General features: G+C 60.3%; 24 protein-coding genes and 1 tRNA gene. 13 read left to right on the plus strand and 12 right to left on the minus strand.

Translation table 11 applies throughout. The features are described from left to right. Positions 1–17: 17 nt before the first annotated feature. On the minus strand, positions 18–1,616 hold the full coding sequence (locus ACSSVY_RS03380) for a phosphoenolpyruvate carboxykinase (protein WP_454268030.1): 1,599 nt from the start codon (positions 1,614–1,616) through the stop codon (positions 18–20). Positions 1,617–1,983: 367 nt separating this feature from the next. Between ACSSVY_RS03380 and ACSSVY_RS03385 the strand changes: the two genes are divergently transcribed. From ACSSVY_RS03385 to ACSSVY_RS03415, 7 genes are read left to right on the plus strand one after another with little or no spacing between them, the layout of a single operon-like run. After that, the gene (locus tag ACSSVY_RS03385) at positions 1,984–2,685 is read left to right on the plus strand and encodes a response regulator transcription factor (protein WP_454268031.1); all 702 of its coding nucleotides are present in this window, start codon (positions 1,984–1,986) and stop codon (positions 2,683–2,685) included. Further along, positions 2,685–4,400: a sensor N-terminal transmembrane domain-containing protein gene (locus ACSSVY_RS03390; protein WP_454268032.1), complete on the plus strand. Its 1,716-nt coding sequence runs from the start codon at positions 2,685–2,687 to the stop codon at positions 4,398–4,400. Before ACSSVY_RS03385 ends, ACSSVY_RS03390 begins: the two co-directional genes overlap by 1 nt. Then, positions 4,342–4,842: an HPr kinase/phosphorylase gene (locus tag ACSSVY_RS03395; RefSeq protein WP_454268033.1), complete on the plus strand. Its 501-nt coding sequence runs from the start codon at positions 4,342–4,344 to the stop codon at positions 4,840–4,842. The genes ACSSVY_RS03390 and ACSSVY_RS03395 overlap by 59 nt, the downstream gene beginning before the upstream one ends. A gap of 11 nt (positions 4,843–4,853) precedes the next feature. Beyond that, a complete protein-coding gene (gene rapZ, locus ACSSVY_RS03400) occupies positions 4,854–5,783 on the plus strand; it encodes an RNase adapter RapZ (RefSeq protein ID WP_454268034.1) in 930 nt (309 codons plus the stop codon). Positions 5,784–5,797: 14 nt separating this feature from the next. Next, positions 5,798–6,190 (plus strand): PTS sugar transporter subunit IIA, encoded by a 393-nt coding sequence (locus tag ACSSVY_RS03405; protein ID WP_454268035.1) that lies wholly within the window; start codon positions 5,798–5,800, stop codon positions 6,188–6,190. Positions 6,191–6,206: 16 nt separating this feature from the next. Then, complete coding sequence (locus ACSSVY_RS03410) at positions 6,207–6,482, plus strand: HPr family phosphocarrier protein (RefSeq protein WP_009815666.1); 276 nt, start codon at positions 6,207–6,209, stop codon at positions 6,480–6,482. Between the two features lie 48 nt (positions 6,483–6,530). Further along, positions 6,531–7,418, plus strand: a complete 888-nt coding sequence (locus ACSSVY_RS03415; RefSeq protein ID WP_454268036.1) for a lysophospholipid acyltransferase family protein — start codon at positions 6,531–6,533, stop codon at positions 7,416–7,418. Positions 7,419–7,421: 3 nt separating this feature from the next. Here ACSSVY_RS03415 and ACSSVY_RS03420 read toward each other — a convergent pair whose 3' ends face one another. Continuing rightward, positions 7,422–8,297: a 3-hydroxybutyryl-CoA dehydrogenase gene (locus tag ACSSVY_RS03420; protein WP_454268037.1), complete on the minus strand. Its 876-nt coding sequence runs from the start codon at positions 8,295–8,297 to the stop codon at positions 7,422–7,424. A 161-nt stretch (positions 8,298–8,458) separates the two neighbouring features. Between ACSSVY_RS03420 and ACSSVY_RS03425 the strand changes: the two genes are divergently transcribed. Continuing rightward, positions 8,459–9,292 (plus strand): DUF6473 family protein, encoded by an 834-nt coding sequence (locus tag ACSSVY_RS03425; RefSeq protein WP_454268038.1) that lies wholly within the window; start codon positions 8,459–8,461, stop codon positions 9,290–9,292. Positions 9,293–9,341: 49 nt separating this feature from the next. On the opposite strand, the gene ACSSVY_RS03430 is transcribed toward ACSSVY_RS03425, so the two are convergent. From ACSSVY_RS03430 to ACSSVY_RS03455, 6 genes are all read right to left on the minus strand, one after another. Then, positions 9,342–10,268 (minus strand): electron transfer flavoprotein subunit alpha/FixB family protein, encoded by a 927-nt coding sequence (locus ACSSVY_RS03430; RefSeq protein ID WP_045682205.1) that lies wholly within the window; start codon positions 10,266–10,268, stop codon positions 9,342–9,344. Beyond that, positions 10,268–11,026, minus strand: coding sequence for an electron transfer flavoprotein subunit beta/FixA family protein (locus ACSSVY_RS03435; RefSeq protein WP_045682167.1), 759 nt, complete (start codon positions 11,024–11,026; stop codon positions 10,268–10,270). The genes ACSSVY_RS03430 and ACSSVY_RS03435 overlap by 1 nt, the downstream gene beginning before the upstream one ends. A gap of 167 nt (positions 11,027–11,193) precedes the next feature. Beyond that, on the minus strand, positions 11,194–11,766 hold the full coding sequence (locus tag ACSSVY_RS03440) for a cob(I)yrinic acid a,c-diamide adenosyltransferase (protein ID WP_454268039.1): 573 nt from the start codon (positions 11,764–11,766) through the stop codon (positions 11,194–11,196). A gap of 4 nt (positions 11,767–11,770) precedes the next feature. Further along, entirely contained in the window at positions 11,771–11,977 is a 207-nt protein-coding gene (locus ACSSVY_RS03445; protein WP_040650262.1) for a twin transmembrane helix small protein, read from the minus strand. Positions 11,978–12,078: 101 nt separating this feature from the next. Next, positions 12,079–12,909, minus strand: coding sequence for an SDR family oxidoreductase (locus tag ACSSVY_RS03450; protein ID WP_454268040.1), 831 nt, complete (start codon positions 12,907–12,909; stop codon positions 12,079–12,081). Between the two features lie 39 nt (positions 12,910–12,948). Then, positions 12,949–13,569: an SH3 domain-containing protein gene (locus tag ACSSVY_RS03455; RefSeq protein ID WP_454268041.1), complete on the minus strand. Its 621-nt coding sequence runs from the start codon at positions 13,567–13,569 to the stop codon at positions 12,949–12,951. A gap of 159 nt (positions 13,570–13,728) precedes the next feature. Between ACSSVY_RS03455 and ACSSVY_RS03460 the strand changes: the two genes are divergently transcribed. From ACSSVY_RS03460 to ACSSVY_RS03470, 3 genes are all read left to right on the plus strand, one after another. Next, positions 13,729–16,035 (plus strand): DNA topoisomerase IV subunit A, encoded by a 2,307-nt coding sequence (locus ACSSVY_RS03460; protein ID WP_454268042.1) that lies wholly within the window; start codon positions 13,729–13,731, stop codon positions 16,033–16,035. A 65-nt stretch (positions 16,036–16,100) separates the two neighbouring features. Next, complete coding sequence (locus ACSSVY_RS03465) at positions 16,101–16,886, plus strand: inositol monophosphatase family protein (protein ID WP_454268043.1); 786 nt, start codon at positions 16,101–16,103, stop codon at positions 16,884–16,886. 78 nt (positions 16,887–16,964) lie between these two features. Then, positions 16,965–17,330 carry a hypothetical protein gene (locus tag ACSSVY_RS03470; protein WP_454268044.1) on the plus strand — a complete coding sequence of 122 codons (366 nt, stop codon included), beginning with the start codon at positions 16,965–16,967 and terminating at the stop codon, positions 17,328–17,330. 100 nt (positions 17,331–17,430) lie between these two features. Here ACSSVY_RS03470 and ACSSVY_RS03475 read toward each other — a convergent pair whose 3' ends face one another. From ACSSVY_RS03475 to putA, 3 genes are all read right to left on the minus strand, one after another. Then, complete coding sequence (locus ACSSVY_RS03475) at positions 17,431–17,799, minus strand: GFA family protein (RefSeq protein ID WP_454268045.1); 369 nt, start codon at positions 17,797–17,799, stop codon at positions 17,431–17,433. Next, positions 17,796–18,542 (minus strand): rhomboid family intramembrane serine protease, encoded by a 747-nt coding sequence (locus tag ACSSVY_RS03480; RefSeq protein WP_454268046.1) that lies wholly within the window; start codon positions 18,540–18,542, stop codon positions 17,796–17,798. Before ACSSVY_RS03480 ends, ACSSVY_RS03475 begins: the two co-directional genes overlap by 4 nt. Positions 18,543–18,661: 119 nt before the next feature. Beyond that, positions 18,662–22,093 (minus strand): bifunctional proline dehydrogenase/L-glutamate gamma-semialdehyde dehydrogenase PutA, encoded by a 3,432-nt coding sequence (gene putA, locus ACSSVY_RS03485; RefSeq protein ID WP_454268047.1) that lies wholly within the window; start codon positions 22,091–22,093, stop codon positions 18,662–18,664. A gap of 104 nt (positions 22,094–22,197) precedes the next feature. Between putA and ACSSVY_RS03490 the strand changes: the two genes are divergently transcribed. Next, the gene (locus ACSSVY_RS03490) at positions 22,198–22,677 is read left to right on the plus strand and encodes an Lrp/AsnC family transcriptional regulator (RefSeq protein ID WP_296633738.1); all 480 of its coding nucleotides are present in this window, start codon (positions 22,198–22,200) and stop codon (positions 22,675–22,677) included. Between the two features lie 71 nt (positions 22,678–22,748). After that, positions 22,749–22,834, plus strand: a tRNA-Leu gene (locus ACSSVY_RS03495). Between the two features lie 263 nt (positions 22,835–23,097). Here ACSSVY_RS03495 and ACSSVY_RS03500 read toward each other — a convergent pair. Then, positions 23,098–24,084, minus strand: a complete 987-nt coding sequence (locus tag ACSSVY_RS03500) for a sulfotransferase (RefSeq protein ID WP_454268048.1) — start codon at positions 24,082–24,084, stop codon at positions 23,098–23,100. Between the last annotated feature and the right edge of the window lie 62 nt (positions 24,085–24,146).

Below are 24,146 nucleotides of genomic sequence, written 5' to 3' on the forward strand. Positions count from 1 at the left end.
CCCCGTGTTAAGCGGGTTCAGCCCAGCGATGCCGCCTTTACATCCTCGTCGATGAACGGAATGTATTGCGCGAAGTTGTCCGTGAACATCTGCACCAGATTGGCGGCTTGGGCATCATAGGCGTCTGGATTGTCCCATGTGCGGCGGGGATCAAGCAGCACCTCGGCCACGCCGGGAACGTTCACGGGCACTTCAAAGCCGAAATTCGGATCCTTGCGGAACTCGACATCGTTCAGCGAGCCATCCAGAGCAGCGGTCAGGAGCGCGCGGGTGGCCTTGATCGGCATGCGCGACCCGGTGCCAAAGGCACCGCCAGTCCAGCCGGTATTGACCAGCCAGCAGGTTGCGCCGTGCTTGGCGATTTTCTCGCGCAGGAGGTTGCCATAGACTTCGGGGCGGCGGGGCATGAAGGGCGCACCGAAACAGGTGGAAAACACCGGCTGCGGCTCGGTAATGCCGCGCTCGGTGCCCGCCATTTTGGAGGTGAAGCCCGACAGGAAATGATACATCGCCTGTGCCGGGGTCAGCCGCGAAATCGGCGGCAGCACGCCAAAGGCATCGCAGGTCAGCATGATGACATTCTTGGGATGCCCGCCAAGCGCTGTATCCGAGGCGTTGGAGATATAGTGCAGCGGATAGGCGCAGCGCATGTTGGGCGTGAGGCTGTCATCCTCGAAGTCCAGTTCCAGCGTCTCGGGGTCGAACACCATGTTTTCGATGATAGTGCCGAACATCGAGCAGGTGGCGTAGATTTCCGGCTCTGCCTCGGCGCTGAGGTTGACGGTCTTGGCATAGCAGCCACCCTCGAAATTGAAGGTGCCGCGATCCGACCAGCCGTGTTCGTCATCGCCCAAAAGGATACGATCCGGATCGGCGGATAGCGTGGTCTTGCCGGTGCCCGAGAGGCCAAAGAAGATGGCCGTATCCACCGGATTGCCCTGCGCGTGGTTGGCCGAGCAATGCATCGGCATGATGCCTTTTTCCGGCAAGAGGTAGTTGAGCAGCGAAAAGACCGATTTCTTGTTCTCGCCCGCATATTCGGTATTGCCCACAAGGATCAGCTTGCGGTCGAAATTCATTGCGATCACGGTTTCCGAGCGGCAGTTGTGGCGCACGGGGTCGGCCTTGAAGCCGGGGCAGTTGATCACGGTGAAATCGGCGGTGAAATGATCGAGTGCCTCGCGTTCGGGGCGGCGCAGCATGGTGCGGTTGAAGAGGCTGTGCCAAGCCAGTTCCGAGATCATGCGCATATTGATCGAGTGCGCGGGGTCCGCGCCGCCAATCAAATCCTGAACAAAGACATCGCGGCCCTTGAGATAGGTCAGCATGTCCTCGTAGAGCGCGTCAAATCCTTCGGGCGACATGGCGGCGTTGTTTTCCCACCAGATGGTGTCGGCAACGCTGTCGGTCTTGACGATATGTTTGTCCTTGGGCGACCGGCCGGTGAATTTGCCCGTGGTCACGAGCAATGCGCCCCCTTGACCCAGAGTGCCCTCTCCATGCGTGAGCGCGGCCTCGATCAGCGCCGGTTCGATCAGGTTGTAATAGACATTGCCCAGGTCGGAGATGCCTTGATCTTCGAGCCGAAATTGCGGGTTGACCCGTCCAAATGTCATGATGCCAAGCTCCTGTTAGCCAGACCCGCAGGAAATGCGGTGTCATTTCAGGCGCCGCCGAGCGGCGTCGGTCGGGCGATCTGCCCGGCTGGGCGGCTCTTAGCATGACGCTTGTGTAAAATAATAGGGCGGTTTCATGCGGTTAGCGCAACCAAGCGCAAGTTAGCGCAACCAGACGTATGTTAGCGAAAACGCGCCACCTCTTTGACGGGTTAAGTGAGTCAATTTAGCCATTATCAAGATATTTTTGCGTCAATAGCCGATGGCGCTGGGTCTGATTCGCAGATTTGGATTGATAACGAAGCGGGAAAGAGAGCATAGTGGCACAAAAAATGCAGGCAAACTGAGCAGTAAAAGGAATAGAATTATGTCTAGGATCGCCCTCGTGGACGATGACAGGAATATTCTGACATCCGTTTCCATGACACTTGAGGCCGAAGGCTTTGAGGTTGAAACCTATAATGATGGACAACAGGCGTTTGACGCCTTTAGCAAGAAGCTGCCAGATATGGCGGTTCTTGACATCAAGATGCCGCGCATGGATGGGATGGACCTGCTCCAGCGGTTGCGGCAGAAATCCCAGATGCCGGTGATCTTTCTCACCTCGAAGGATGATGAGATCGACGAGGTTCTGGGTTTGCGCATGGGCGCGGACGATTATGTGAAAAAGCCGTTTTCCCAGCGTCTGCTGGTCGAGCGGATACGGGCGTTGTTGCGTCGACAGGATGCCGCGAACGGCCATGTCGTGGTCGAGACCGAAGAGACCAAGGTGATCGAACGTGGCAATCTGGTGATGGACCCGCTGCGACATTCGGTGGGTTGGAAGGGGCAGGATGTGTCGCTGACGGTGACTGAGTTTCTGCTGCTTCAGGCGCTGGCCAAACGCCCCGGTTTCGTCAAGAGCCGCGATCAGCTGATGGATGTCGCCTATGACGATCAGGTCTATGTCGATGATCGCACCATCGACAGCCACATCAAGCGTCTGCGCAAGAAATTGCGGATGGTCGATCCCGAGTTTTCGGCGATTGAGACACTCTATGGTATCGGGTACCGGTACAACGAGGAATAATGGCGCTCGCCGAGAGGATAGGGATGCGGAACGTGCAACCGCGTAAGGACAATGATCTTGTTCTTGGCGATGACTTTGTCGCACCCGATCGTCTGGATGAAGGCGAATTGAACGCCCGTCGCGCAAAGCGCGGCTGGTTCAGTTTTCGCGACTCCTCGCTCACGCGCAAAATCATCACCTTCAACCTGATTGCGCTGAATGTGCTGGTTGTCGGTATCCTCTACCTGAATTCCTCACGCGACAATCTGGCGATGCAGCGCGCCGATAGTCTGATGGTGCAGACGGCGTTGATTGCCAACGTGGTCGAGGCGCGTATCCCCGAGGGGGCGCCTGTGAGCTTTGTGACCGGCGACGGGGTGGATATGACCACAACGCTGGAATATCTCGATATTCAGGCGGGAACGGAACTATTGCTGTTTGATCGCACCGGCATGTTGGTCGGCCGCAAAGTGGGTGAAACCCGGCGGATGGATCGCGCGGCAGACCTGCCCGCGACGCCGATGACGGATTTTCTCAGCCGACTTTGGGCGCGAATTTCGAGCCCGTTTTCGGGGATTGACCGGGTACATGGCAACCGCAGTGTCGAGGATATGGCCCGTGACATGGTCGACGTTACCGTCGGAGGCGGCGGCGTTCAGATGCAAGCTGCTGAAACTGCACATGGCGTTGTGCTGACCGTGGCAGCCCCCGTCATGCAGGGCGATACGCCCATTGCGGTGGTGGCGCTCGTGAATGCAAGCGGCGAGATCGACAAGCTGGCCCGCGTGGAGCGCGAGCGCGTGTTGCAGATGTTTCTGATCGCCACGCTTGTGTCGGTGGGGCTCAGTCTGATCTTGGCCTCGACGATTTCCAACCCGCTGGCCGATCTGGCTGCGGCGGCCGAAATCGGGCGGGATCGCAATCGTGGAAAAGGGGCAAAGGGGCGCATTCGTATTCCGGACCTGACCGCGCGCCCGGACGAGATTGGTCGTCTGAGCGGCGCATTGCGTGGTATGGTTTCAGCGCTCTATCACAGGATCGACGGCAATGAACAATTTGCCGCAGATGTGGCGCATGAGATCAAGAATCCGCTGGCCAGCCTGCGGTCGGCGGTGGGTACAATGCGGATTGCCAAACGCGAGGATCAGCGCGAGCGGCTCCTTGAGGTGATCGAGCATGATGTGCGCCGTCTCGACCGGCTGGTGAGTGATATTTCCAACGCCTCGCGGCTCGACAGCGAATTGGTCAAGGAAGAGCAGGAATCCTTTGATCTGCTCAAGATGTTGCAGAACCTTGGCAATTATCTAGGGGAAGAGGCGCAGAAGAACGGGATCGAGTTCATCATGGATTTCCCGTCGCAACCCATCGTGATCACCGGATTGGAGGGGCGATTGGCGCAGGTGTTCGTTAACCTGATCACCAACGCCATCAGTTTCTGTGAAGACGGAGACGCGATCCGGGTCTGGGCGCGCCGGCGGGCCAATCGGGTGCTTGTGGTGGTCGAGGATACTGGACCGGGTATTCCCGAACAGGCGCTGGAAAAGGTGTTTCAACGGTTCTATTCCGAGCGACCCGAAGGCGATTTCGGCAATAATTCCGGTCTGGGTCTGGCGATTTCCAAGCAGATCGTCGAGGCACATGATGGCGTGATCTGGGCCGAGAATATTCGGCCAACCCATGCTGATGCCACTTCTGATCCGCTCGGGGCGCGGTTTGTCGTGGGCTTGCCGGTCTGAACCGGTGACGGACGCAAGTGACCCAAAAGACGAAATCATCCACGCCACCTGCGTGGCACATTCAGGGCGTGCCGTGTTGATCCGGGGGGCCTCGGGGCGAGGCAAGTCGGGCCTTGCACTGCACCTTCTGGCGCTTGGGGCAGAGTTGGTCGCGGATGACCGCACGCGGATTTGGCCAGAGAACAGGCGTATCATGGCGGATGCCCCCGACACCATTCGTGGCCAGATCGAGGCGCGCGGCATGGGAATCCTGTGTCTGCCTTGCGTCGGGCCGCAGCCGGTCTCTCTGATCATCGATATGGATGCCGAGAGCAGCGAGCGGGTGCCGCCGCTGGCGCAGGTCGAAATTATGGGCCTCAGGGTGCCAATTCTAAAAAAAACCCCGCATGCGCATTTTCCGGCTGCGATCCTGCTATATCTGAAACACGGAACGCTTGTCTGAAGGAGCCATTCATGTCCGCCGCGTCTGACACGGCCTGCGACCCGGAGGAGGCGCGTCACCGTCTTGTTCTGGTCACGGGCCCCTCTGGGGCGGGGCGCAGCACGGCGATCCGTGCACTGGAGGATATGGGCTATGAAGCCATCGACAACATGCCGCTGTCGCTCTTGCCACGACTGCTGGAGGGGCCGCATCCGGACAAGCCTCTGGCGCTTGGCATCGACGTGCGCAACCGGGACTTTTCTACAACTGCGCTGATCGAGGTGATCGATCGGAGCGATTGGCATCCCGGCGTGCCCTTGCAGGTGCTCTATCTCGATTGCCGTGCCGAGATCCTGCAACGTCGGTTTTCGGAAACGCGGCGGCGTCATCCTCTGGCACCCGATGAGACTGCGGAGACCGGGATTGCGCGTGAATTCGATTTGCTGTCCGCTGTGCGCGCACGGGCTGATATGTTGATCGACACATCCGACATGTCACCGCATGATCTGCGCGCTGAGTTGGACCGCTGGTATGGCGCGGGTGGGGCGCATCGGCTTGCGGTGTCTGTCCATTCCTTTTCCTACAAACGCGGTTTGCCGCGCGGGCTCGATATGGTTTTCGATTGTCGGTTCCTGCGCAATCCCTATTGGCAGCCGACGCTGCGTGGGTTGGATGGGCGCGCCAAAGACGTGGCGGCGCATGTCGAGGGAGATCCGCTCTTTGCGGAGTTTCGCCGTCAGGTGACAGAGTTGGTTGCGCTCTTGCTGCCAGCCTATGAGACTGAGGGCAAGGCCTACCTGTCTATCGGGTTCGGGTGTACGGGCGGGCAGCACCGCAGTGTTGTCATGGCAGAAACTTTGGCGGCGACCCTTGCGAAAGACAGCTGGCAGGTGTCAATAAGACACCGGGAACTGGAGCGGCGTGGCGGGGCGGAGGCCTCGAGTCACGCCTCTGATGTCTGAGGAGTGGGACAGTCTTGATCGGGATCGTGATCGTGGCGCACGGCGGGCTGGCCAGTGAGTATCTCAAGGCCGTTGAGCATGTGGTCGGTCCGCAGACTGGAATACTTGCCATTTCAATCGAGAGCGATCACGACCGCACGGCCAAGCAGGACGAAATCTGTGCCGCTGCGGACGCGGTTGATACGGGCGGGGGTGTGGTTCTGGTTACGGATATTTTTGGCGGGTCCCCCTCAAATCTGTCGCTGCGCGCCTGTCGTCCCAATGATCGCCGTATCCTCTACGGGGCAAACTTGCCGATGTTGATCAAACTGGCCAAAAGCCGACACATGGCGCTATCCGATGCGGTGCGCGCCGCGCTGGAGGCGGGCCGGAAATACATCGACAGTCATAATGTATCAGAAGAGTGAGGAGGCGAGGGTGAGTATGGACAAGGTGACGCGCCAGATGAAGATCGTCAACGAAAAGGGGTTGCACGCCCGTGCCGCTGCAAAACTGGTGGAAGTCGTCGAGGGATTTGACGCCCGCGCCGAGGTGTCGTGCAACGGGCAGTCAGCCTCGGGGGATAGCATCATGGGGCTTTTGATGTTGGCAGCGGCCAAAGGAAGCACTATTGACGTCGAAATCGTGGGGCCGGACGCAGCACCTTTGGCCGAGGCGGTTGCGGCCTTGGTGGCTGACAGATTTGGTGAGACCATGTAAGCGCACGAGATCAATCGGCGGTGACATGAGCGGGACAGGAACAAAGCAGTGAATTCCAAGGCACAGCCAGATCCCGGCGCAGACGCCGGTCAAACGGTCCTCTTTACCAAATATGACCGTCGCAGCCTGACCTATGCCAACAGCTTTGACAGTGGGCTGACCTCTTTTATCATTCGCATGATGGAATGGATGACGGGCAAGATCACCATTCTCCGCATGATCCGCAAATTTGAGAAGCGTGGCGCGCCGACAGGTCAGGCATTCTGGCGGGCGGCGCTTGATACGATGGGCATTCCGCTGCTGACACCGGATGCCGAGGTGGCGCATATTCCTCTGGACGGGCCGGTTGTGGTGGTGGCCAATCATCCGCATGGTCTAGTGGATGGCATGATATTGGCCGATCTGATTGGACGGCGGCGCAGCGATTACAAGATCCTGACACGCGCTCTTTTGACCGGAATCGATGAGGTCGCGGCCTCTTACATGATCTCCGTACCCTTTCCGCATGAACCCGATGCGCAGCGAAAATCGGTCGAGATGCGGGCCAAGGCGATGGCCCATCTCAAGGAGGGCGGAGTGATCAGCGTGTTTCCGTCCGGCGTTGTGGCGTCGAGCGATACGATGTTCGGACCTGCGGTCGAGCGGGAATGGAATGTCTTTACCGCGCAGATGATCCGCCGCTCGGGTGCCACGGTGGTTCCGATCTTCTTTCCGGGGGCCAATTCCCGCTGGTATCAGATAGCCAATCGTATTTCGGCCACGTTGCGGCAAGGGCTGTTGCTACATGAGGTGGTGCATAGCTGCAACCGACCGCAGAAGCCTATCGTCGGCGCGCCGATCAGCGACGAGCGTATGGCCATGCTGGACAGCGACCCACGCGGCTTCATGGAATGGCTGCGGGCCCACACGCTCTCGTTGGGTGAGGGCCAAAGCTAGAGTTTAGCGCGTGGGAACCGGCGTTTCGCCGCGATAATCGTAAAAGCCGCGTCCGGTTTTGCGACCAAGCCAACCCGCCTCGACATATTTGGTAAGCAGGGGGCAGGGGCGGTATTTCGTGTCCGCCAACCCGTCATGCAGAACGTTCATGATCGCAAGGCAGGTGTCGAGTCCGATGAAATCCGCGAGTTCCAACGGTCCCATCGGGTGATTGGCGCCCAGTTTCAGGGATTCGTCGATGGATTTGACGTTTCCGACCCCTTCATAGAGGGTATAGACCGCCTCGTTGATCATCGGCATCAGGATGCGATTGACGATGAAGGCCGGGAAATCTTCGGCTGACGCGGCGGTCTTGCCCAGCTTTTCGACCACGGCGAGACAGGCGTTATAGGTGTCCTTGTCGGTGGCGATGCCCCGGATCAGTTCGACCAACTGCATCACGGGCACCGGGTTCATGAAGTGAAAGCCCATGAATTTCTCGGGGCGGTCGGTGCGGCTGGCCAGTCGCGTGATCGAAATCGACGAGGTGTTCGAGGTCAGGATGGTATGGGGTTCAAGATGCGGCAAAAGCTCGTCGAAGATCGCCTGCTTCACCGCTTCACGTTCTGTTGCGGCCTCGATCACGAGATCGGTTTTGCCCAGATCGGTGAGGGTTTGGGTGGTGACGATCCGGGCAAGGGCCGCTTCCATGTCGTCTTGCGTGATTTTGCCACGGCTGACCTGACGTTCCATGTTTTTGCGAACCGCAGCCAAGGCGCGCTCCAGCGCCTCGGCACTGATGTCATTGAGCAGCACGTCATAGCCTGCGACGGCCATGACATGGGCGATTCCGTTGCCCATCTGGCCTGCCCCGACCACACCGATTTTCGCGATTTCCATCTGCCAGATCCTCGTCCGATTGCTGCGCCAGCATAGGCTTCGGCGGGGGCGGGCCGCAAGGGTCGGTGATGGGTAAAATAATCCGCGAATTGGTCGTTTAGCTTTTTAGCAAGATGAATCGGTCACTCCTTAGTCCGGGTGAGTATATCAAGGTGGGTTTCATGGCATTTGAACGCATGGGGCAACGGCCCCTCGACTATCGGCCTGTCCGCTACGACGGGTCCAAGCTTGAGTTTCGCGGTCCGCAACGGACATTGAGCGGTGATTTCATCGCCTGTCTTGGCGGCACAGAAACCTATGGCACATTTATCGACCGGCCCTATCCCGATCTGATGGAGCGGTCGCTGGGTCTGTCCTGTGTCAACTTTGGCTGGCCCAATGCCGGGGTTGATGCATTCCTCAAGGATGAGGGGCTGCTGCGGATGGCCTCTCGCGGGCGGGCGGTGGTGTTGCAGGTGCCCGGCGCCATGAATCTTTCCAATCCGTTCTACAAAGTGCATCCGCGACGGAACGACCGCTTTCTCGAGGCGACACCACGGTTGCGGCGTCTTTATCCAGAGGTCGATTTCACCGAGTTTCATTTCACACGGCACATGATGCGGCGATTGGAAGATATATCGACCGACCGCTTTGCCGTTCTGCGCGAGGGGCTGCAAGAGGTGTGGGTGGAGCGTATGCAGCGCCTTCTGCAAGAGATCGACGCACCCGTGATCCTGATGTGGTTTTCACGGCACGCGCCGGGTCTGGGATATCAGTCCTCTGGTGTGGCGGATGATCCGGCCTTTGTCAGCCGTGCCATGCTGCGCGCGGTGGGGGGGCGGGCGGCCCATGTGGTCGAGGTGGTGATCAGTGACGAGGCCTGTGCGCAGGGCACGCGCGGCATGCGCTTCGGCGCGATGCAGGAATCCGTTGCCGCCGACCTGCCGGGTCTTCTGGCGCATTCCGAAGCGTCGCGGGCGGTGTCGCCTATTCTGGAAGCACTGCTGGCTCAATGAAAAAACCCGCGCCGGTGAGGCACGGGTCTCAATGCGGCTTTGAGTCGCCTCAGAGCTTCTCGGTCAGTTCCGGCAGGGCGGTAAAGAGGTCCGCCACGAGGCCATAATCGGCCACCTGGAAAATCGGCGCTTCTTCGTCCTTGTTGATGGCGACGATGATCTTGCTGTCTTTCATGCCGGCCAGATGCTGGATCGCGCCCGAGATGCCCACGGCGACATAGAGGTTGGGGGCTACGACCTTGCCGGTCTGCCCGACCTGCCAGTCGTTCGGCGCATAGCCCGAGTCGACCGCCGCGCGGGACGCGCCGACAGCGGCCCCAAGTTTGTCCGCGAGTTTTTCGATCAGCGCGAAATCGTCCTTGGAGCCGACGCCGCGCCCGCCCGAGACCACGATCCCGGCTGAGGTGAGTTCGGGACGGTCCGAGGCTGCAACCTTGTCCTCGATCCATTCAGAGAGGCCGGGGTTGGCCGCCGCTGAAATGGTCTCGACGGGGGCTGCAGCCTGTTCGCCCGCCGCGTCAAAGGTCGAGGTGCGGAAGCTGATGACCTTCTTCGCGTCGCGCGATTTCACGGTCTGAATCGCATTGCCAGCATAGATCGGACGCTCGAATGTGTCGGCATCGACCACGCCAGAGGCGTCGGAAATCACCATCACATCCAAAAGCGCCGCCACGCGTGGCAGCACGTTCTTGGCGTCGGTGGTGGCGGGGGCCACGATATGGCTGTAGTCCCCGGCGAGCGACACGATCAGGGCAGCCGTGGGCTCTGCCAGACGGTGACCAAGGGAGGCATCTTCGGCCACCAGCACCTTTTTCACACCGGCGATCTTGGCCGCAGCGGCCCCTGCCGCAGCAGCCGAGGCCCCACAGCAGAGCGCGGTCACATCGCCCAGTTTGGCCGCGGCGGTGACGGCCTTGGCTGTGGCGTCGAGCGCCAGTTCCCCATCGGTGACTTCGGCGAGAAGAAGAACGGACATCATACGGCTCCCACTTCTTTGAGTTTCGCAACCAGCTCGTCGACCGAGCCGAGGATCACACCGGCTGCGCGCGAGGCGGGCTCTGATGTGCTGGTGATTTCAAGCCGAGGCGTGACATCGACGCCGTAATCGGCGGCGGTTTTCTCGTCCAGCGGCTTTTTCTTGGCCTTCATGATATTGGGCAGCGACGCATAGCGCGGCTCGTTCAGGCGCAGATCGACGGTGACGATGGTGGGTGTCTTGACCTTGATGGTCTGCAAGCCGCCATCGACCTCGCGGGTGACAAGTGCTGTGTCGCCGTCCAGATCGAGCTTCGAGGCGAAGGTCGCCTGTGACCAGCCCAGAAGCGCCGAGAGCATCTGACCCGTCGCGTTCATGTCATTGTCGATCGCCTGCTTGCCGCAGAGCACGAGGCCGGGCTGCTCTTCTTCGACGATTTTCGCCAGAATCTTGGCCACGCTCAACGGTTCGATGTCCTGATGCACATCGTCGGCTGCAATCACAAGAATGGCCCGGTCCGCCCCCATGGCCAGCGCCGTGCGCAGCGTTTCTTGCGCTTGTTTGACGCCAATGGAAACCGCGATGACCTCATCGGCCTTGCCCGCTTCTTTCAGACGGATCGCCTCTTCAACCGCAATCTCGTCAAACGGGTTCATCGACATCTTCACATTCGCAAGATCGACACCGCTCCCGTCCGCCTTCACACGAACCTTCACGTTATAGTCGATCACACGCTTGACAGGCACGAGCACCTTCATTGGCATGGTCTCCCTTATGGTGGTGAAGAGCCGGAACGACTCTTCGGCTTAACTATCCTGCGCGTTGATACCGGGTCAGGCGCGGGGAAAACAGGGCAAAATCGTCACGTTAGAGTCCGGCGACGTCGCGTTTTCGGTTTTGAGCGCAAGACTGTTGCCAGAGTGTTTCAGCGGTTTGCGCCCGGAATCCAGAGAACATCAGCCTTGCCGCTGTCATTGGCCATGCGCGAGGCGACGAAAAACCAATCACTGAGGCGGTTGAGATACTTGAGCCCGGCCTCGTTGACATGTTCGAGCGTGGATAATTCCACCGTCAGCCGCTCGGCCCGACGCGATACGGTGCGGCAAAGATGCAGATGTGCTGCCAGCGGCGAACCTCCGGGCAGAACGAAACTACGCAGAGGTTCGAGGTGTTTGTTCATGGCGTCAATTTCAGCCTCCAGCCGGTCAACCTGACTGGGGGCCATGCGCAGGGGCGGGTATTCGGCATCTGCGTCGCGGTCCATTTCGGGGCGGCAGAGATCGGCACCGAGATCAAAGAGGTCATTCTGGATGCGCGCCAGAGCATCGTCAGTCTCGTCCTTGGCATAGAGCCGAGCCAGACCGACGGTCGCGTTGACCTCATCGACAGTGCCATAGGCGGTGACACGCGCCGAATGTTTGGCCACGCGCGTGCCATTGCCGAGAGCTGTTTCGCCAGCGTCGCCGGTGCGTGTGTAGATTCTGTTGAGAACGACCATAGGATTACCCCCCTTGCCTGCGGAAATAGACGAAGATCAGAATGAGGATGATCGCCACAAACTGTGCGATCAACCGCCATTGCATGAGTTTGTTGGACCGTTTGGCATTTTCCACACCTTCTTTGCCAAAGGTGGAAATGCCCCTGATCAGGATCACCGCCACCGCGATGCAGCCAATCGCCACGAGGATGAAAAGCGGGTCTTGCAGCATGAGGCGTCCTTTTCGATTGGTCAATTGGGCCACATCTAGGCGGCACGGGGCAAAAAGCGAAAGAGAAAATGTGACGCGGGCTGTGCGCGCATCAAGATATTTCAGCCTTTCGAGATCACCCAGTCGAGCAGGCCGGTTGGCAGGATGCGGCGCAAGGTTCCCATCAGATATGTGGGCGTGGTGACGTAATAGCGGGGGCGGGGGCGCGCGGCGTCGAGCGCGTGAATGAGCTTGTTTGTCACTGCCTCGGGGGGAAGTTCAAAATTGTCCTTGCTGTAGTCGCCGTAGAGCCGGGGCCGGAGTTTGTCGCGGTATTCCGGCGCGCGATGCGCATTTTCCCAATCGAACCAACGCTCAAAGGGCGCGCGGGCGTTCTCGCGGATCTTGGTGGTGACAGGACCGGGTTCGATCAGGCTGACATGGATGCCGGTGCCGCGCATTTCGATCCGCAGCGTATCGGTCAGCCCTTCAAGGGCGAATTTCGTGCTGACATAGGCCCCGCGCCACCCAAGGGCCACCAGTCCGAGCACCGAGGAGCATTGCACGATACGTCCATGTCCTTGGGTGCGCATGGTCGGGATGATCTGCCGGGTCAGGTCATGCCAGCCAAAAAAATTGCTTTCGAAGATCTCTCGCAGCGCGCCGCGTGGCAGGTCCTCGACCAGTCCCGGGCAGGCATAGGCGCCGTTGTTGAAAAGGGCATCGAGTTGGCCACCCGTGGCCGCAAGCACCTCTGACACAGCCTGCGAGATGCTGGCCTCATCGGCATAATCTATGCGCGGGCTCTCAAACCCTTCGGCGCGCAGACGGTCGCAATCCGTTTCCTTGCGGCAGGCGGCGAAGACCCGCCAGCCGCGTGCGCGCAGGCCGTGGGCTGCGTTATAGCCGATGCCAGAGGAGCAGCCGGTGATCAGAATGGAGCGTTGTGTCATGCCCGACCTTGTGGCGCGCGCCGCGCCGCGATGCAAGCGCTAGTCGGAGGCCAATGTGACCATGCTGTCGGCCATCCAGCCGATGCGGTCCGTGTCCACAACGCGCAGTTTGATCCACCCTTCGCCGGGATTGTGCAGGACGATCACCTTGGTCCCGCGTGCGAGGCTGGTGATGCGATCAAAGCGGGTGCCCGGCCCGGTGCGCAAATTGACCGAAGTTCCCGAAACCTGACGGAAATCAGGCGAGGTCGCCAATGTTTCGTCGGTGGCGGCGGGCAATTGCGCGGTTGCGGCAACCTCTGGAGTCGTCGGAAGCTGCGCCGGCGTTGTCATCTTGACCGTTGGCAGGTGTAGCTCGGTGGGCGCAGGCGCAGCAGCGCCCTCTGCGGAGGCAAGGGTCAGCATGACCTTTTGCCCCATGTTGAGGCCTAGGTCATGCAGCGACGTGATCGTGCGCGTGACCTCTGCGTCAGGTTGAGGTGCGGCATCCTGCGCCAGTTCGATCACATTGACCCGAAGCGGGCGCTGTTTGGGCCGCTGGTTGTCAAGTAAAGCACGCGCCTGAAAGGAGTCGGCTGAGGGACGATAGTCGGCTCCGCCGCTCAATTCATAAAAAGACCATCCGAGAAATGCAAAACTCACAAGAATTAAGCGCCACATCGCGCGTTCCCCCCAATTACCATACGTTTGAATAAATGCTTGGCAGCCCGTGCATTATACCCGATTCGCCTCTTTGAATGAGGGGGAAATCGGAAAAGTTTGGAACCTGTGCTCTCTGGGTGCTTTACGCCGAAAGGTGGCGCGGCTATCACCACATCCATGAGTGATTTACTGGACGACCCCAATATGCAGCCCGAAGCTGTGTCGGAGCCGCTGCGCCGCGCGATTGGCGAGCGGTATCTGACCTATGCGCTGTCCACGATCATGCACAGGGCGTTGCCCGATGCGCGCGACGGTCTCAAACCGGTGCATCGCCGCATTCTCTATGCGATGCGTGAGTTGCGGCTCTCCAGCACCGGGGGGTTCCGCAAATCCGCCAAGATTTCCGGTGATGTGATGGGCAACTATCACCCGCATGGCGATGCCGCGATTTACGATGCGATGGCGCGTCTGGCACAGGATTTCGCGGTACGCTATCCGCTGGTGGACGGGCAGGGCAATTTCGGCAATATCGACGGCGATAATCCCGCCGCCAGCCGCTATACAGAGGCGCGGATGACCGCCTTTGCCGAGGCGTTGCTGGATGGGTTGGCCGAGGATGCGGTGGATTTCCGCGACAATTACGACGGCACACTGCGCGAGCCGATCGTTTTGCCTGCGTCCTTTCCGAACCTTCTGGCCAACGGGTCGTCGGGCATTGCCGTGGGCATGGCCACCAATATTCCGCCGCATAACATCGCCGAGTTGATTGATGCGTGTCTGCATATGATCAAGTCGCCCGATGCCCGCGACGAGACGCTTTTGCAATACATCCCCGGCCCCGATTTCCCCACCGGCGGTGTGATTGTTGAGCCGCCCGAGAGCATCGCGCAGGCCTATCTGACCGGGCGCGGCGCGTTCCGCCTGCGCTGCAAATGGGAGATGGAGGATCTGGGGCGCGGTCAATGGCAGATCGTCGTCACAGAGATTCCCTATCAGGTGCAGAAATCCAAGCTGATCGAGCGCATCGCCGAACTGATCCAGACCCGCAAGGTGCCGATCCTTGCCGATGTCCGTGACGAGAGCGCCGATGATGTGCGCCTGATCCTCGAGCCGCGATCCAAGAATGTCGATCCCGAGGTTCTGATGGGCATGATGTATCGCAATTCCGAATTGGAATTGCGGTTCTCGCTCAACATGAACGTGCTGATTGACGGGGTCACGCCCAAGGTCTGCTCGCTCAAGGAGGTGTTGCGCGCCTTTCTCGATTTCCGCCAAGAGGTGCTCTTGCGTCGTTCGGCGCATCGGATGGAAAAGATCGACCACCGCCTTGAGGTTCTGGAAGGCCTGATCATAGCCTTTCTCAATCTCGACCGGGTGATCGACATCATTCGCTATGATGAAGACCCCAAGTCCGCGCTGATGCGCGAGGATTGGGGGAGGGTGGTCAAGCGCGCGATGACCGAGGCGGACTATGTGCCGCCCCCGCCCACCGATGAGCCGGGGCTGACCGAGGTGCAGGCTGAGGCGATCCTCAACATGCGGCTGCGCTCCTTGCGGCGTCTGGAAGAGATGGAATTGCGGGCCGAGCGTGATGCGCTGATGCAAGAGCGTGCGGGGTTGGAAGATCTGCTTGAGGATGTATCCCTGCAATGGTCGGCCGTGGCGGATCAGTTGAAAGAGGTCAAGAAGACCTTTGGCAAGACCCACCCCATAGGTGCGCGCCGCACGAAATTCGCCGAAGCAGGCAGCGTCGAAGAGGTGCCGCTCGAGGCGATGATCGATCGCGAGCCGATTACCGTGGTGTGCAGTCAAATGGGCTGGATCAGGGCCATGACCGGGCATCTCGATCTGAGCCGCGAGTTGAAGTTCAAGGATGGCGACGCGCCGCGCTTCATGTTCCACGCCGAGACCACCGACCGGATTCTGGTCTTTGGCAGTAATGGCCGGTTTTATACGCTGAGTGCTGCGAACCTGCCCGGCGGGCGCGGCATGGGAGAGCCGCTGCGCCTGATGGTCGATCTGCCCAACGAGGCGGGAATCGTCGATCTGCTCATTCACAAGCCGGGGCGCAAATTGCTGGTTGCTTCAACTGCCGGAGATGGATTCATCGTGCCCGAAGATGAAGTGATCGCCCAGACCCGCAGCGGCAAGCAGGTGCTGAACCTCAAGGACCCGGCACGGGCCTCTGTCTGTCGTCCGGTGACGGGGGATCACGTCGCCTGTGTGGGTGACAACCGCAAGGTGCTGGTCTTCAGCTTGGATGAATTGCCGGAACTTGGGCGCGGCAAGGGCGTGCGGCTTCAGAAATACAAGGATGGTGGGCTGAGTGATGCAACCACCTTTAATCTGGCCGAGGGGCTGACATGGCGCGATCCGGCGGGGCGCACCCGCACCGAGAGCAATCTCGAGGAATGGCTGGGCAAGCGCGCTGGATCGGGCCGCATGGCGCCGCGCGGTTTTCCCCGTGACAACCGCTTTACCTGATCGGGCCTTGTCTGTTGCGGATGGGCGGCGTATAGCCCCGGCCTGACCCAAAAGGAGCCCGTGCCATGGTAGGTAGTGCCAATCTCAACGTCATGCTCAAGGCCGCGCGCAAGGCTGGGCGGGCACTGGCCAAGGATTTCCGCGAGGTCGAGAACCTTCAGGTCAGTATGAAGGGTGCCGGCGACTTTGTCAGCCGCGCCGATATTGCCGCCGAGAAAATCCTCAAGACCGAGTTGATGGGCGCGCGTCCGACCTATGGCTGGCTGGCCGAAGAGGGCGGCGAGGAAGAGGGGCAAGACCCCACCCGCCGCTGGATCGTCGATCCGCTGGACGGGACCACCAATTTTCTGCACGGCCTGCCGCATTGGGCTGTCTCCATCGCACTCGAACACAAGGGCGAGGTTGTGGCGGGCGTGATCTACGACGCAAGCAAGGATGAGGCGTTCTTTGCCGAAAAAGGTGCGGGAGCCTGGATGAACGAGAGCCGCCTGCGCGTCTCGGGGCGCAGCAAGATGATCGAGTCGATTTTTGCCACTGGCCTGCCCTTTGGCGGGAGGGCCGACCTGCCCGAAACCTTGCAGGATTTGGCGAAATTGATGCCAACGTGTGCGGGGGTGCGTCGGTGGGGATCGGCGGCGCTCGATATGGCCTATGTGGCGGCTGGGCGCTACGAGGGGTTCTGGGAACGGCGTTTGAACGCCTGGGATCTGGCGGCAGGTGTGATCATCGTGCGCGAGGCGGGCGGATTTGTCGAACCGCTGCGCTCCGGTGGCAATATTCTGGCCGATGGCGAGGTGATCTGCGCCAACGAGGCGATCTTTGACAAATTCGCGGGCGTAATCCGGGGCTGAGAGCCGCGCTGTGTTGACGGTTTGACATCTGCTCTCTACCATAAATGTATTGGTTTCAATACAGATGCGAGACAAGAGATGATCCCGACACGCAATTTAACACAGGCCATAGTGTTCGGTCTCAGTCTGGTGGTTTCCGCTGGATCGGCCTCGGCGAATGCGATCCTGAGAGAGTTGGATCGTTCGGGAATGGTCCAAGAGGACGTCAACATTATGATGCGCAGCGCGGCCACGCTCTATTCTGGGGGCCGCGCAAAGGTGGGTGACGAAGTCAGATGGAACAATCCCGCTTCGCGCGCCGACGGGATTGTCAAGGTTGGGGCCGTTGACGGCGCTTGCGTGACGCTCGCACATGGTTTTCGTCCCAAGGGTGTTGGTCCGGTCCGGGCATTGACGACCAAGCGCTGCCTTGTGGATGGCATCTGGGTTCTATCGACGCCCTGATGTCAGGATACTTAAACTAGAGCACTAAAACATCTAACTATTTGAACTGTTGTGGCGTCAGTCTGAGAGGGTTGATCGGCAAGTTACAACGCGCGTTTGATTACGCATCCGAGGGATGATTGACCCCGTCCACCCATCCGATCGGGTCCAGATCGCGCGGATTTACGCCCTCGATAGCGCCAAGGTTAACCCCGTATTCATTTGGGTCCGAGCGGCGTCGATGATGTGTGTAAATCCCGCACGTCTTGCAGAAATAATGCTTGGCCGTTCCTGTTCCCCATTGGTAGAGCGTCAGATTATCCGCGCCCCGGACCACTTCGACCCCGCTTAGAGGTGCCGAAACCGCCGCCGCACCCCGCCTGCGACAAAACGAACAATCGCAGCGCCGCGCCGCGTTCAGCCCCTCCGATAACGTGACGCGCAGTTCAACCGCACCGCAATGACAGGTGGCCTTGAGGGGATGGGTCATCGGCGTTTGCTCACCTTTGGAATGGAACTTCGGCGAAAGCGATAGTCGGCTTGAGGATTGGGCGGGGTGCCATGGGTTTCGTGCCAAAAGCGCGGCCCTCCAAGCCGTAGAAACACTGGCAGGGTCAGGACCACGCCCGCCACAAAGCCACCCGCATGGGCCCAATAGGCAACCCCGCCCATGTCGGGATCGCTGCCAAGACCAGCCATCACCTGAATGCCAAACCAGAGCGCCAGCAAGATCGCCGCCGGGATCGTGATGACGCGGAAAAATACGATGAATATGAGCAAGATATCGACCCGCGCCTTGGGAAAGAGCAGGAGGTAGCCGCCCATCACCCCGGCAATCGCCCCCGAGGCCCCCACGGTTGGCACCATCGACCCTGGGCCGCCCAGGATATGCGCGAGCCCCGCCGCAACGCCGGTGGCCAGATAGAAGGCGAGATAGGGCAAATGGCCCATGCGATCCTCCATATTGTCACCGAAGATCCAGAGAAACAGCATGTTACCGCCCAGATGCAGCAGCCCGCCATGCAGGAACATCGAGGTCAGAAGCCCGGTGAAATCGCCCAGTTGCGTCACTTTGGCGGGGATCATCGCCCAGTCGTAGAAAAAGAGATTGAGCGCCCGCTCATTCGCGAAAAGCGGCCAATAGGCCATAAAAACCGCCACGTTGAGGGCAATCAGCCCGTAGGTAACATAGGGTCTGCGCCCCGAAGGGTTATGATCGCGGATCGGGAACATAGGCGAAAGCTAGCGCGCATTCGCCCGGTCGGAAAGCGCCAAATCGCGAGGTATGCACCGGTTTATTGAAAAGAAAGCGGTCCGAAATCTTTTGAAGATTTCGGACCCTAGTCTTTGCGTCAGGACATGCCGCTCAAGAGCGCGGCATTGCCCCCCGCCGCAGTGGTATCCACGCAGACATGACGCTCGTGCAGGGCGTGGCCGGTGTCAGGCAAGCCAGTGATCAGTGGCAGGATCGGACCTGCGCGCCGTGCCATGGCTCCGGCATAGGCGCGCGCCTCGCTCTCGCATCCCCACCAGAGCACGCCCGAGAGGCCGCCCATGGTCACAAGCGCCTCGGGATCGACGCGGCCCGTGGCGATCACGGCCAGACCGCCCAACGCCTCGACCGAACGCGCCTGCGCCGCCGCCAAATCCGCCCCCGGTCCCATGCAGAGCAGCGCGGGACGCACATGGCTGGTCAGCCGGTTCGATTCCCCCGTCGGCCCCGGCAGAACAAGGGCAGTGCGGGGCGCACGGGCGGCGGCATTGGCGGCATCGAGCGCCTTTTGGGCCGCATTGGCCGACATGGCCTCAGTCCACTTTTCGCCCTGTTCCGGCGCGGGGTGCGCCGTAAAGCGCGCAAGGTAATGCGGCCCGCCCGCCTTGGGGCCGGTGCCGGACATGCCTTCGCCGCCAAAGGGTTGGCTGCCCACGATGGCGCCGATCTGGTTGCGGTTGACATAGATATTGCCCGCATGCACGGCTTCGGTCACGTGCTGCACGCGGTCGTCGATCCGGGTCATCAGGCCAAAGGTCAGGCCATAGCCGGTGGCGTTGATGGCCCCGATCACCCGATCGAGATCGCCGGATTTGAACGTGGCGACATGTAGGACGGGACCAAAGATTTCCCGCTCGATATCACCAATTCCACCAACCTTGATCAGCGTTGGCGCAATATACGTGCCCGCGTTGGGGGTTTTCAGCTCATGCAAGAGCCGCCCCTCGGCGCGCGCGGTTTGGATATGGGCCGCAATGCCTGCGCGCGCCTCTTCGTCGATCACCGGGCCGCAATCGGTCGAAAGGTGCCACGGGTTGCCGACGGTCAGCGCATCCATCGCGCCGGTCAGCATTTCGAGAAAATGTGGCGCGATGTCGTCCTGCACATAAAGGCAACGCAACGCGGAACAGCGTTGACCAGCGGATTGAAACGCGCTCTCGACAATCGCCTGCACGGCCTGTTCGGGCAGGGCGGTGCTGTCCACGATCATGGCGTTCATGCCGCCGGTTTCCGCGATGAGCGGCGCGCCGGGGGTAAGGTGCTTGGCCATGGCCGCGCGGATTTTCAGGGCGGTCTCTGTCGAGCCGGTAAAGGCTACGCCGCCCACACGCGCGTCAGAGGTGAGCGCCGCGCCGACATCCCCCGCACCGGGTAGAAGTTGCAGTGCTGTGGCAGGCACGCCCGCCTCGTGCATGAGACCCACGGCCAGATGTGCGATCAGCGGCGTCTGTTCGGCAGGTTTCGACAGCACCGCATTGCCTGCGGCCAAGGCCGCCGCGATCTGGCCGGTAAAGATGGCCAGCGGGAAATTCCACGGGCTGATGCAGGTAAAGGTGCCAATGGGCGCGCCCTCGGGCGCATTGGCCGCGTAGTAGCGCAGGAAATCCACCGCCTCGCGCAACTCGGCCACCGCATCGGGGATGGATTTCCCGGCCTCGCGGGTGAGCACGGCGAAAATCTCGCCATAGTGTTCCTCGTAAAGATCGGCTGCACGGTTCAGGATCGCGCCACGCTCGGCGGCGCTCGCTTTCCAAGGCGTGGCGGCAGCTAGCGCCGCCTCGATATCGTCCTTGCTGGCCCATGCCACTGTTCCGGGCCTGTCGGCGGGATCGGCGGGGTTCTCGACGGCATCCGGCGCGTGCGGTGCGGGCGTGCCTGCGATCAGCGGTGCGGCCTCCCAGCGGTGTTGGGCGTAGGGTGCGCGCGCCGCTTCGATGGTGTCGAGTGTCGGCTGGTGGCGCAAGTCAAAGCCGCGCGAATTGGGGCGCTCGGGCTGGAACAGGTCCGGACCCTTTGGCAGATGCGGTTGCGGATCGTTCACGGCGACAAAAGGATCGCGGGCAACGTCTTCAGGGCTGACCTCTTCGTCAACGATTTGATTGACAAAGCTGGAATTTGCCCCGTTTTCCAAAAGACGCCGAACCAGATAGGCCAAGAGATCGCGATGCGCGCCGACGGGGGCATAGATGCGGCAGCGGGTACCCTCGGCCTTGAGGATGATGTCATGCAGCGCCTCGCCCATGCCATGCAGGCGCTGGAATTCAAAGGTGCTCTTGTCGCTTGCCGTGTCGAGGATGGCGGCGGCGGTATGGGCGTTATGGGTGGCGAATTGCGGATAGATGCGGTCGGTCATCGACAAGAGCTTGCGCGCATTGGCGATGTAGCTGACATCGGTCGCCGGTTTGGAGGTAAAGACCGGAAAGCCGTCGATCCCCGCCACCTGCGCGCGCTTGATCTCGGTATCCCAATAGGCACCCTTGACCAGACGGACCATGATCTTGCGGTCCAGACGTGTGGCCAGATCATAAAGAAAATCAATTACATGGCTGGCGCGTTGGCCGTAGGCCTGCACCACCACGCCGAACCCGTCCCAACCGGCAAGCGCCGGCTCTTCCAGAACGGTCTCGATCACGTCGAGCGAGAGCGACAGGCGATCCGCCTCTTCGGCATCGATGTTGAGGCCCATCTTGGCCGATTTCGCCAAGAGCGCGAGGCTACGCAGGCGCGGCACCAGAACTTCCATCACCTGCGCGCGCTGTGCCACCTCATAGCGAGGGTGCAGCGCCGAGAGTTTCACGGAGATGCCGGGATTGCTGCGAATGTCGGCCTGCGTGCAGGCATTAGCAATCGCGGTGATGGCGCGGGAATAGCTGAGGTGATAGCGGGTCGCGTCGGCATCGGTGCGCGCCGCCTCGCCTAGCATGTCATAGGAATAGCTGTAGCCCTTTTTCTCCATGGCTGCCGCGCGGTCCATGGCGCCCTGAATGGTCTCGCCCAGCACGAATTGGCGGCCCATTTCCTTCATCGCGCGGCCCACGGCGGTGCGGATCACCGGCTCGCCCAGCCGCTTGATGGCGCTGCGCAGATGGCCCACGGGGCCGGGTTTTTCGTCCTTGAGCACCTTGCCGGTCAGCATCAACGCCCAAGTCGAGGCATTGACCAGCGGTGAGGTGGAATGGCCCATATGCTTGCCCCAGTCCGACGGCGCGATCTTGTCCTCGATCAGCGCATCAATGGTGTCGGCGTCCGGCACGCGCAAGAGCGCCTCTGCCAGACACATGAGCGCGATGCCCTCATCGGTCGAGAGACCGTATTCGGCCAGAAACACCTCCATCAAACCGGGGCTCGATTGCCCGCGAATGGCGCGCACAAGCTCTGCGCCGCGCGCGCAAATCTGCGCCCGGTCCGCCTCGGAGAGGTTGGCAGCAGCGGTCAGGCGCGCCAGCGTTTCGGCCTCGTCCGCGTAGGTGGCAAGGTCGATGGCGCGGCGAATGTCGGTGTCGTATGGCATGCGGGTCCCCATGGTTGGATGGCGCATCATAGCATCATTGAACCAGTGACTTTTCCTGATTAGAATGAAATTTCAGGCCGGATGGTTTGAATTTGGAGCGTGCCATGGATCAAAACGAACAGCTCGACCTCGACCGCTTTGACCGGGCGATTCTACGGGTTCTGGCGGGGGACGGGCGGATCAGCGTCACGGAGCTTGCGCGCGAGATCGGGTTGTCGAAATCGCCCACCCAAGCGCGGCTCCGGCGGCTGGAGCGGGATGGAGTCATCACCGGCTACCGCGCGCTTTTCGATCCCATTCGCCTCGGGCTTGATCACGTGAGTTTTGTCGAAGTGCGGTTGCATGATACCCGTGAGGCCGCGCTGGCAGAGTTCAACGCCGCCGTGTCGAAAATCCCCGAGATCGAGCAAGTGCATCTCATTGCAGGAAACTTCGACTACCTGATGAAGATCCGCACGCAGAGCATGGCCGATTATCGCCGGGTTCTGGCCGAACATATCTCGACCTTGCCGCATCTGGCCAATACCTCGACCTATGTGGCGATGCAGGCGGTCAAGGAAAACGCGATGTCGGATGTGATCTGATACACCGACCCGGCCCGCCTTTGGCTTTACACCCCCGTCAAAGCGGATATTGTCCGCTCCGCAGACCCCGTGCCCGCGTGGTGGAATGGTAGACACATGAGACTTAAAATCTCCCGGCCATATGGCCGTGCCGGTTCGAGTCCGGCCGCGGGCACCATGATAACTCAGAGAATTATAGGTTTGCAGCTTTCCGAATGAGAAATCTGTGATGGATTGTCTTGGTTTGACAGGCGCGATGCGTTTGTTGCTTAGCATTTGGCCAAGCGGTGCCGGCCGCAATGAGAGGGCGTGATCATCTGCACGGTTTGAAAGAGTGGTCAGACTGTATCAGCCCGATAGGATCGATCGCCTCGACTGGTGGCGCCAACTGCAGGGTCCGCACCACGTCCTTGCAGTTGGAAGGCGGGTCCGCATCTGGGATCAGCCTGAGGTACTGAGGGTTGCGATCTCTTCCTGCAAATGGCGTGCGGCAGAGAGCAGTTCAGGAGGAAGCAATGAGAGGTCATGGTCTTGGCTTCGCCCGATGGTGGTTGGGCGCAGCAGATTGTCCGGGAGAGTGGTATACGGAGGCAGGTCCAAGAAGCGCCGCAACCGGGGCCAATGATTGTCTGGATTGGCGCAAAATGCGTCATATGACAGGATCAGAAACCGATCAGACATCTGCGCGGTGCCAAAATCAAGCGCGACGCGGTTGGCAGCGATCCAATACCGAAGTTGCTGAATCGGCAGCACTGTATCCAAGTGTGGCGTAACTCCAAAAAGATGGCCCCAATTCCGAACCTGCCATGTATTCTTGCTGAATGCCATGTCGAGCCCATTTCGGATCACGTGAACGTAGCGCATCTCGGGAAAGCACTGCGCAAGATGCGGTAGAAAGACATGTGTGTTCGGTTCTTTCCAGCCCCAAGGTTGACGTGCTGCGTCAGACGACGGTTCACTGGCCAGAAGGCTGTCGACATCGCGTGCACCCGCTCCGCAATGCCAGGTCCCGTTTGGTGGGAGGGTATCGCGCACCCCGGCCAGTACCTCGTACTCGTTGGGTCGCACTGTGTCCCGCAGCCCCACTGTCATTGCACGACAAAACAGGTCGGCGGCCTGAGTGACCTCTGCGGCAGGCGGTATGACTTGCGCCCATTCGGCACGTTTGAACAATACCGTAAACCAGAGGTTGTCGAGCGGATCGTTTAAGCGCGTGCCGATGTGGATACCAACCGAGCGGAGTACAGCGGCAAAGACGCGCGTTCCCGAGCCACCCAGACCTCCAATTGCGACATAAGGATTTGCAGGAATGGGGTCTGGCACGCTGATCTCTCGGGTGAGTTTCTTTTGTTCGTTTATGCCCGTTGCATGCCGGTCCGTCACGTCTTGTATCTCTACTTCCTGTTGATTTGGGGTTGTGCTGCCCAAACTCTGCCCTCCTGCGGCTAAAGCTCGACGCGAATAACTTTTGCGTTTTTTGAGGAATCATA

Source organism: Roseovarius sp. MBR-51, from assembly GCF_053628575.1.